The sequence below is a fragment of the Shewanella morhuae genome (assembly GCF_900156405.1).
Lineage (GTDB): Bacteria > Pseudomonadota > Gammaproteobacteria > Enterobacterales > Shewanellaceae > Shewanella > Shewanella morhuae.
The window spans coordinates 225,339-235,668 of the sequence record NZ_FTNN01000007.1; the positions used below are offsets into that span (position 1 = coordinate 225,339).

6 protein-coding genes and 2 pseudogenes are annotated in these 10,330 nt (G+C 46.9%); 4 read left to right on the forward strand and 4 right to left on the reverse strand.

The features are described from left to right. Window positions 1–176: 176 nt before the first annotated feature. Together BW947_RS10685 and zntR are read right to left on the reverse strand one after the other, a co-directional pair. The gene (locus BW947_RS10685; RefSeq protein ID WP_076499440.1) at window positions 177–1,613 is read right to left on the reverse strand and encodes an SO_0444 family Cu/Zn efflux transporter; all 1,437 of its coding nucleotides are present in this window, start codon (window positions 1,611–1,613) and stop codon (window positions 177–179) included. A 2-nt stretch (window positions 1,614–1,615) separates the two neighbouring features. Next, window positions 1,616–2,104, reverse strand: coding sequence for a Zn(2+)-responsive transcriptional regulator (zntR, locus tag BW947_RS10690; protein WP_076499442.1), 489 nt, complete (start codon window positions 2,102–2,104; stop codon window positions 1,616–1,618). Between the two features lie 340 nt (window positions 2,105–2,444). Here zntR and purH point away from each other — a divergent pair, with 340 nt between their 5' ends. From purH to BW947_RS10710, 4 genes are all read left to right on the forward strand, one after another. Further along, window positions 2,445–4,076: a bifunctional phosphoribosylaminoimidazolecarboxamide formyltransferase/IMP cyclohydrolase gene (gene purH, locus BW947_RS10695; protein WP_076499444.1), complete on the forward strand. Its 1,632-nt coding sequence runs from the start codon at window positions 2,445–2,447 to the stop codon at window positions 4,074–4,076. Between the two features lie 71 nt (window positions 4,077–4,147). Further along, on the forward strand, window positions 4,148–5,446 hold the full coding sequence (gene purD / locus BW947_RS10700) for a phosphoribosylamine--glycine ligase (protein WP_076499446.1): 1,299 nt from the start codon (window positions 4,148–4,150) through the stop codon (window positions 5,444–5,446). Window positions 5,447–5,624: 178 nt separating this feature from the next. Beyond that, a complete protein-coding gene (locus tag BW947_RS10705; protein WP_076499448.1) occupies window positions 5,625–8,858 on the forward strand; it encodes an ImpA family metalloprotease in 3,234 nt (1,077 codons plus the stop codon). Between the two features lie 227 nt (window positions 8,859–9,085). Further along, window positions 9,086–9,313: a hypothetical protein gene (locus BW947_RS10710; RefSeq protein ID WP_076499450.1), complete on the forward strand. Its 228-nt coding sequence runs from the start codon at window positions 9,086–9,088 to the stop codon at window positions 9,311–9,313. A 3-nt stretch (window positions 9,314–9,316) separates the two neighbouring features. On the opposite strand, the pseudogene BW947_RS18610 reads toward BW947_RS10710, so the two are convergent. Further along, window positions 9,317–9,631 (reverse strand): annotated as a pseudogene (locus BW947_RS18610) (SDR family oxidoreductase); the annotation flags it as partial. Next, a pseudogene (locus tag BW947_RS18445) lies at window positions 9,608–10,330 on the reverse strand (IS630 family transposase); the annotation flags it as partial. The pseudogenes BW947_RS18445 and BW947_RS18610, both read right to left, overlap by 24 nt.

Consider the following 10,330-nt stretch of genomic DNA (forward strand, 5'->3'; position numbering starts at 1 on the left):
AAGTATTACGTGAGAATGCTGGCATATACCTAATTTATAATCGATTCTTATAAGCTGACATCCAGATTAATCTTAGATATAAAAATCCCCAGTGTTAGCGCTAACACTGGGGATTTTTATTTAGTCGTTAAATTTTGTGACTATGTTGAGCGCTAATATTGAATGTATTGGGTCGACTAAGAGCAACAATCACTGCGGCGTAGCCAGCTTCTTGGGATCTTCTCAAATATCACTTTAGCCATTAGTAACGCGAGCAATATTCCAGAGGTCGCCACTAACCATTCCGGTAATATTTCGTGGTGCTCGCCTATTTGTGGCATCACTACAAATCCAAACGTTACCACCAGATAATTGACCAACATACCTGCGACTAACGCTACGCCGACAACACCACCAAGATATCCCCATAACGCACGCTTACCCAGTTCTTTGGCAACTATGCCTAAGGTCGCAATATTGGTTGCTGGGCCCGTCATCATAAATACCAATACAGCGCCGGGTGATACGCCTGCAAGTAACAATCCTGCCGCAATAGGCGTTGATGCCGTAGCACAAATATACATAGGCACCGAGATTAGCACCATGACCAACATCGCCAGAATACCATCACCCCATTTTGCTAAAAAGTCACTAGGAACATAGGTTTGTACTAATGCGGCAAAGAATAGCCCCACCAGCAACCACAGAGTCGTATCACGTACTAAATCCGTGGCAGCATATTTAAGACCAATCCCAACGCGTGTTAATACCGATTCAGACTTTAACTCAGTGGCAATATCTTGGGTTGATGCACAGCAACTATCGGCCTCACCTTGATGATGAACCGCACTCGCATCTGCACTAACCTTAGTTGAGGTGTCGCAACACGCGCCCTTTTTCACCACTACGATTTTTTCAGGCATGACTGGTGCAGCAGTGCTGCAACAGCTTCCGGTTTTCTCAGTTTTTATCACGCTAACATGACTTACATTGGTGTAAGCACTGGCATTGCTGTTCATCAAGCTAGATGTCGCCATTGGCGTCATTTTGATTGTGGCCTTTTTCTCACTACTACAACAAGAGTCCGCTTTAATGGGTTCTTTTACTGGTGATGAGCAACAACTTTGAATTGGCTCTGCCGTAACCTCTTTAGGCTCAGCCTTAGGCCCACAGCAAGATGCTGTCGGTACTTCATTATCTATCTTAGCTGCAGACTTAGCCGTGGTAGGTTTACCATCGTCGTCATCGCGGCCAACCAATAATCCCGCCACAATCGCGCTACAAATAGCTGCAATCGGCCTGATAATTGCCATAAAAGGGCCAAGCAACACGTAGGAAACGGCAATCGAGTCAACGCCCGTTTCAGGGGTGGATACCAGAAATGACGTAGTCGCGGCCTTCGATGCCCCTGCACGTCGCAGCCCTACGGCGGCGGGGATCACCCCGCAAGAACATAAGGGTAAAGGAGCGCCTAACATTGCTGCCTTAACCACGGTTTTAAAGCCGTGTCCACCCAGTTGTTTTTGCATCCACGCCATGGGCACAAATACTTTTAATAACCCTGCCAGTATTAAGCCCAGTAATAACCACGGAGCAGACTCTAAAAATAGATCAATAAAATTTTTCAGTAACATAATTAATTCCCTGACTCTTTATAGGTTGCTTTACTGTGGGCATGGTGATGTTCATGTCGATGAGAATGATACTCTGCCCGTACTCGCTCGGTACTTGACTCTAACGCCTCTAAAATGGAGCAATGTTCAGCACTACGTGGCCCACCACAACAGGCATCAGACAGGCTTTGTAAACTGGTTTGAAAATGCGTTAACTCCGCCATTTTGGCCTGAACTTGTGCCAATTTAATATCCACCATGCCCTTTACATCGGCGCAGACCCGGTTAGATTTATCGAGTTCAATCGAGAGTAAATCACTGATTTCATTTAGGGTAAAACCCACTGCTTTAGCCCGTAAAATAAAACGCAGGCGCGCAGCATCATCCTGGGTATATACCCGATAACCAGACTCAGTACGACTCGAGGGCGTAAGTAAGCCGTGCTTCTCATAGAATCTCAATGTGTCGGCTTTCACCTCACACAAATCTGCCAATTCACCAATACGGTACATGTGTTTATCCTTTGCGAAATACGCCGTAACGTAAGGAATATTTCTAGCACAACGTTCAATGTTAGCAAGTATAAACCTTGGAGCCTACTCCAAGGTCAAGAGGTAATTAATACATTACTCAGCACTCCTTTATTAGTGCGGCTTTGTTCTGATATGAATATTGTGAAATCACATAGAAAAAACACCCGCAAAAGCAGTTTTACGCTAGAATGTGCGCGCCTGACGGTGGGATAAAAGTCAAACAGTAGAACCAAGGGACTTTTGGAAAGCAGAATAATACAGAGCTCGTTCTGTTTTCCGAAAGATCCTTGAAACTAAAATAACTGGACCCTGTACCCAAATGACTGCTGCCAATAATGCCAGACCCATTCGTCGCGCGCTGCTTAGCGTTTCAGATAAAAACGGAATGCTCGAGTTCGCCCAAGCCCTGCACGCTCAAGGTATCGAGTTACTATCAACGGGCGGTACTGCGCGCCTGTTAGCCGATAACGGCGTGCCTGTTATCGAAGTATCTGATTATACAGGACACCCTGAGATCATGGACGGTCGTGTTAAGACGCTGCACCCCAAAGTGCACGGCGGCATTTTGGCGCGCCGTGGTCTTGATGAAAGTGTAATGGCCGATAACAACATCAATGCTATCGATCTAGTTGTGGTTAATCTTTATCCCTTCGCCGACACTGTGGCTAAAACCGGTTGCACCTTAGAAGACGCTATCGAAAATATCGATATTGGCGGCCCGACTATGGTACGCGCAGCAGCAAAAAACCATAAAGATGTCACCATTGTGGTTAATGCAGCCGATTACAACCGTGTACTAGCGGAAATGGCAGCGAATAATGGTAGCACCACCCATGCGACTCGTTTCGACTTAGCTATTGCGGCCTTTGAGCATACTGCGGGTTACGATGGCATGATTGCCAACTACTTCGGTACTATGGTTCCAATGCATAGGGCTCCAGCCCATAGCACTGACGAATGCGCTGAAGACTCCCTATCCGTTGAAAGCTCAAAATTCCCACGCACCTTCAATACCCAATTAATCAAAAAACAAGATTTGCGCTATGGCGAAAATAGCCATCAAACGGCGGCATTTTACGTTGACACCAAAATTGATGAAGCCTCTGTGGCTACCGCGATTCAATTACAAGGCAAAGCTTTGTCTTACAACAACATTGCCGATACTGACTCCGCTCTTGAGTGCGTAAAAGAATTCAGTGAGCCAGCGTGTGTTATCGTTAAACACGCTAACCCATGTGGCGTTGCATTAGGTAAAGATTTACTCGATGCCTATAACCGTGCCTATCAAACTGACCCCACATCAGCCTTTGGTGGCATCATAGCCTTTAACGGCGAGTTAGATGCCGCGACTGCCAGCGCTATCGTGGAACGCCAATTCGTTGAAGTCATTATTGCCCCAAGCGTAAGCCAAGCGGCGCGAGATGTGATTGCCAAAAAAACCAATGTGCGCCTATTAGAATGCGGTCAGTGGGCAACGAAAACTCAAAGCCTAGATTACAAACGCGTTAACGGTGGCCTATTAGTACAAGATCGCGATCAGGGTATGGTTGGTTTAGAAGACATCAAAGTCGTTTCTAAACGTCAACCGACAGCAAGCGAGTTGAAAGACTTAATGTTCTGCTGGAAAGTGGCGAAATTCGTTAAATCTAACGCCATCGTTTATGCCAAAGACGGCATGACTATCGGCGTTGGTGCTGGTCAAATGAGCCGCGTTTACAGCGCTAAAATCGCCGGTATCAAGGCTGCTGACGAAGGTTTAGAAGTGGTGAACTCTGTGATGGCCTCCGATGCCTTTTTCCCATTCCGTGACGGTATCGATGCCGCAGCTGCTGCGGGTATTAGCTGCATCATCCAACCGGGTGGCTCAATGCGCGATGCTGAAATCATTGCCGCAGCCGACGAGCACGGTATGGCGATGGTAATGACTGGCATGCGCCACTTCCGTCATTAATCACTAATTAAATCAAACTTAGCCCTAATGATTTAGGGCGTTTTCTTTTACGATGTGTGGGAGTTTTAACCATGAAAGTGTTAATCATTGGTGGCGGTGGCCGCGAACATGCCCTAGCGTGGAAAGCCGCTCAATCGGCTCAAGTTGAAACTGTCTATGTGGCGCCAGGCAATGCCGGCACCGCCTTAGAGCCTAATGTTGAAAATCTGGCGATCAGCGCCACCGACATTCCTGCTCTGCTCGCATTTGCCCAAACCAACAACATCGAATTAACTATCGTTGGCCCAGAAGCGCCATTAGTGATGGGCGTGGTTGATGCATTCAATGCCGCAGGTTTAGCGATATTTGGCCCCACTAAAGCCGCAGCGCAACTTGAAGGTTCAAAGGCTTTCACCAAAGACTTTTTAGCACGCCACAATATTCCAACGGCGGGTTATAAAAACTGTACTGACATTAACGATGCCAAAGCATTTGTGCGCGAATTAACCGCGACCACAGGTTATCCAGTTGTGATTAAAGCCGACGGTTTAGCCGCGGGTAAGGGCGTTATCATCGCGTTAAATCAAGCAGAGGCCGATGCTGCGATTGATGACATGCTCGCCGGTAACAAGTTCGGTGATGCGGGTTCGCGCGTGGTAATTGAAGAGTTTCTTAAAGGCGAAGAAGCCAGCTTTATCGTAATGGTCGATGGCAAAAATATTTTGCCAATGGCCACTAGCCAAGATCATAAAGCGCGTGATAACGGCGACTACGGCCCAAATACCGGAGGCATGGGCGCTTACTCGCCTGCCCCCGTAGTCACTCAAGCAGTGCACGACTGGACGATTAATAACGTTATTCGCCCAACGGTTGATGGTATGGCCGCCGAAGGCAATGTCTACACTGGCTTTTTGTATGCCGGTTTAATGATCTCGCCAGATGGCAGCGCTAAAGTGCTTGAATATAACTGCCGCTTTGGCGATCCAGAAACGCAGCCTATCATGATGCGTTTACAGTCTGATATCGTTGAACTGTGCTTAGCCGCCACCCGCGGCGAGTTAAATAAAGTCACAGCCGAGTACGACGAGCGCGCCGCCGTGGGTGTGGTGTTAGCCGCAGGCGGTTACCCTGATGAGTACCGTAAGTTTGATGTGATTGACGGTCTAAGCCTTGGTGACAATAACGGCAAAGTCTTCCATGCCGGTACTGAAATAAAAGACGGCCACGTGGTCACTAACGGTGGCCGCGTCCTGTGCGCAACGGCCCTTGGCAATACAGTGACTGAAGCGCAAAAAGCCGCTTATAAATTAGTTGATGAGATTCACTGGGATGATGTGTATTTTCGTACCGATATTGGTTATCGCGCCATTGCGCGTGAGCAACAAGGTTAATAATTAAGCCATTTAAAAAAACCGGTATCTCACCGGTTTTTTTATGCCTGTATTTTGACGCGGCGTCAATTATAAACACATGATTTTAAATGAAATCATAGAATTAAATCTATTTAAAATGATAATGGCAATATACAATGCCAGCCAAATATAAAGCCCGAAAACACCAAGGACTCCCATGAGGATTCGACTGTTTTATGCCACCATCACTCTACTTCTTAGCGGATGTGGGGGGTCTGAGGACGCGGGCAGCACTCAGCCCCCAATCCAACCACCTGTAACGCAATATACCGCCAGCAGCGTAGCAGCCACGGGCGGCGTACTAAGCCCCAATAGCCAAAAAGTCGCATCAGGCACCAGCGCTATTTTTAGCGTTATTGCCAATAGCGGTTTTACACTCGATGGCGTAACCGGCTGTGGGGGCAATCTTAATGGGCTGGCTTACACAACTGCGGCAATGGTGTCTGATTGCACTATCACACCGATATTTATTTCCAATGCCGAAAAAGCCATCAAATATCAAGACTATACGCTTGCGAGCGCAACTGAGTTAATTGATTTCAGTATTGCTAAACTCGCTAATATCGACATTAATCGTAAAGCCCAGATAAAACAGTTATATCAAGGAGTAGGTAACAGCATAACTTGGCACCCGAGCCATGACTCCATTACTTTTTCGAGCTTTATGCCGGAAAACACTTTCACTGTACTGCCTTCAAACATTGACGCAAATGGCGCAAGCGCAGTGCGCGGTTTAGTGATGGCGGGTGAGCAACAGGGACAGAGATATGCCGCTATGGCGGAAAATATTTTTTCCGTTAATACCTCTGCTCAAACCGATGCTTTGCTGAAAAACCTTTTAGGCTGGCTGACCAAAGGCGCCGATAAGACCAGTGGCCTCAGCACCGATGTATTCAGTATAGTCACCGCCCAAATGCCAAGCGCCACCGACAGTTGGTACTTTCCTCATAATGAGGGGATCCGCACTTGGCTCACCAAAAACTACCCAGATGCCCATAGTATTAATGCCGCAAATACCTGTGACTACAGCCAGTTAAGCAACTGTATCGAAACGCTTAAACCGGATCTGATTGTGATTAGCGATATCGACCGTCAATCACTGGGTTTTGCCGGTATAAAAGCTGCTATAGCTAAAGCTAAGGCGGCGGGTATTCCCTTGCTGCTCTCTAATTACTGGCGTGATGAAAGCCCAATGCTCTCACCACTTTACGTTGATATGGGGCTGTCGACCGCAGGCAATTACTGGTCAAAACTCAATGCTAATAACCTCAGAGTGACTGATATTTTGGCCGAAGATACAAACCTGACCAAAGTGAATGCTCTACTTGGTAAACTTAGGGAGAGCCGCTTTGATACCTCAGTGCTTAACGATTGTGGTAGCAATTATTTGAGCTGTAATGCGCCCGCTTTTGTTGATTCATTCAAAGCTGGCGCCGATTGGTATCGAGCCAATGCCGTAACCTTAGATAACCATGCTATCGATGTGTTTACCAAAGCTGAGTTCCCTTTAATGAAAGCTGGACTGCTGCTCGCCGATAAATACCGCAGCGAAATTGATTACCCTATTGCCTATAACGAATACGCCCAGTGGCAGCAGGCTCTATTTGCCGACTGGACAATAAGTTATGCCCGCGCCCATAACTTAGCCCAGCCTGATTTGGGGGAATATGTTACCGATAGTGCTAATCTCAGCAAGGGCAATAATGCCCATTACGCTTACCCTGCCACCATCTCCGAGCAAAAAACCATTAGCGTACCTTATGCCGACCAATGGACGACCACCGGTTGGTATGCTCTACCGGGCCAAACCATCAAACTCACTCGCCTCGACAGTAGCACTGCCAATGTAGAGATAAAACTCAACTATCATAGACGCAATACTAACCGCGCCTATGAACAGAAAATTTATCGCGGCCCATTGGAGCTAGCGCAGCAACGCCTGCGGTTAGTACAAGGGCAAAGCTTGGAGTTTTCGTCCCCTTACGGCGGGCCGATTTATCTATACATCAGCGGTAATGCTTCAAGTGGTAATGACGGCACGCTAAGTGTTGATGTCAATGCTGAGCATGTGGCACAGCATCCGACCGTGATGGATTTCTCAAACCCCACTGAAATCGCAGCCTTTAATGATCGTATTCAAAATACTGAATTACCCCATGTAGACTTACGTACAGATGGCGCAGAGCAGCATCTGCGGCGCGACCGCTTTATGAATGCTATCGGCGGTAAAATTATCGACGTCAACGCGCTACTCAACAGTATTGTCGACGACCATATCAACAGCGTTTACACCCTTGCAGGGCTCAAAATACAGGGTAAAAGTTTAAGTGAATCCTTACCAAGTGATGTACTATCAGCCTGCAAAGGACTCTTTGGCGACGATTGTATCGACAATAATTTGCATACTCGCACCATTATTCAACACGCTAATTATGACCAAAATGCCCAATGCGGCGCAGGTTGTAGCGGTAATCCTTGGGACGCTGCCTGGAATATCGACCCAACAGGTTGGGGTGATAACCATGAGTTAGGCCATAATCTGCAAACTAACCGCCTGAATGTACAATATGCCGCGGCAAGTGACAGTGACAACTGGGCAGGCTATGGCAGTCGCGCCGGGGAAAACTCTAATAATATTTTTCCCTATGTGGTGAAGTGGAAAACTCACTACCTACGTGATGGCAATACAGGCACAGTGACCGATGGCCACATGAACCACAAAGACCTATTTTATGTATTTATGTCTGATGCCGCAGGCACGACAGACACCAGCGGCAAACGCGTAGTGTTTGGCGCTAACTGTAAAGTGCTCAATAGCGGTGAAGACAGATACACAGCGCCCTGGGCCAGCAATGCTTATGCAGTACATAACGGCTATCGCATGGCGTTTTATATCCAAATGGCGCTAAAGGCACACGGCATGACGCTGAACGATGGCACCACATTGGAAAATGGCTTTAACCTGTTTACCTTGCTATATCAACACAGTCGCATTTTTAGCAAATATGCCAATAACGCCAATGATTGGGAAGCAAACCGCAGCAAACTGGGCTTTAGCCAATTTCCGTTTGATGGTCATGGCGTCTATAGTGGCAAAGCTGTGAGGGATATACCGGGCAACGACTTCATGTTGGTGTCATTAAGTCAGCTCACAGGCAAAGATTGGCGTAGCCATTTTGATCTGTTGGGTTTGCGCTACTCAAGCCTTGCAGCCGCACAAACCATCGCCAACGCAACATCAGGCACTATGCCTATGGGCATGTATGAGTTAGAAACAGATTTGCCCCCTGCGAATATGAGCCAAGGATTAACCTTTATACCTTTATCTCTAAGCGAGGGAACTACGCAGTGGAAAGGCGCTGGCTCGCCTTTACAGTGCGTAAAACCCTAGCTGTAATAAGAAACCAGCTCTGTAGAGTGAGTTTTGTGGATAGGATTAACCCGTTACCACAGCCACTATCCCGAGCTCTAATTAAATAGGCCCACCACTATAAACCTCGTATAAACGGGGTTTGTTTCGCTCAAATTTGTGAGCTAAATCCCATTTATCTCGGTAGATGACGGGCACCATCTATCTACTTATAATTTAAATAATCATAAAATCAATGAGGTGAACATATGGGGTACTCAGTAAAAGATCTTATTTATAAAGGTGAAAAGGCTGGCGTACATAACTGGCAAACCTTAGAAGGCGCTAGCTTTTACTGGCACCAAGACTGGCTGCATATTGCTGAGGATATGACCGGCTATAGTGCAACCGCGAATATCGATACTGACAGTGAAAAAGCGACTCAAAATGAGGCCACACAGACCATAGTTAACCATCTTAATAAAAACGACAAATAGACTTTAATGCCCGGAGGCGATAGCTCTGCGGGCAATTTTGTCGATTAATCTTGGCGCGATTAATTTAAGGCAGCGCCCTAAACGCCCACGTAACGAGGTGATCAGCAAACAACCTCGCGTTGCTATAACGGGCAACATCATCTCAGCACATTGTTCAGCAGTAAGAATTTTAGTTTCTTGCATGGGAGATTTCCCCAGCGGTTTACCTGTACCATCCAAAGCACGCTTATGGATTTGTGACACCATAAAATCAGGACAAATAACCGTCACAGCGACATTGTCATCGGTTAATTCAATCCGCAATGAATCAAAAAAACCCGTATGCCAGCCCGCGCCATCAATGATAACAAGTTCATATCTATCCGAATGAGTTGCCTCTGATATTAGCGTTAAGTGTTGCCTCATCGCATCTTGATTAACAAAGGGTGTGACCAACGCTTCTGTTACCCCCGTTGCTGAGCACACTGCACCAAAGAGATAAGCATATTCACATTGCTGTTATCTGACTGCCCTTGATCTTGAGCCTTTTGCTACCCATAGCGGCGCGGTAGTATTTTGTTGACCAAATCTGGCTTCACCTTGAAACCAAACATCAATGCGATCGAGTGCAACATGCCCCGGGGTGTCGCGAGTCGTTGCCATTAGGAAGTTTTTTTAAAAGCTTCTTGCATTGCCTCCGATTGTTTCGGGTGGCGAGAGCGAGTGGTTATCCATGAAAAAACCATTGATGTAGTAAAATGTAGATATTAGCTTGTTTGAATGTCACGCCAAATTCAGACTGAATAAAATGGCTGAGATCCTTAGCCATCAGCCTCCCGCCTTGCTCAGAGAAACTTCGTTGCTGTACGAATGCTTTAAGACTGGCTTGCTGTGCCAAGGACAGACCTGGATTAGGCTTGTCATCTAGGCCGGATAGTCCTTGGGAAAGGTAAGTGGTAACCCACTTATTAACACTGGTTCTACTGACCTTCAGCATAGTGGCAATAGCGGTACGAGAATGCCCTTCGGTGAAATGCA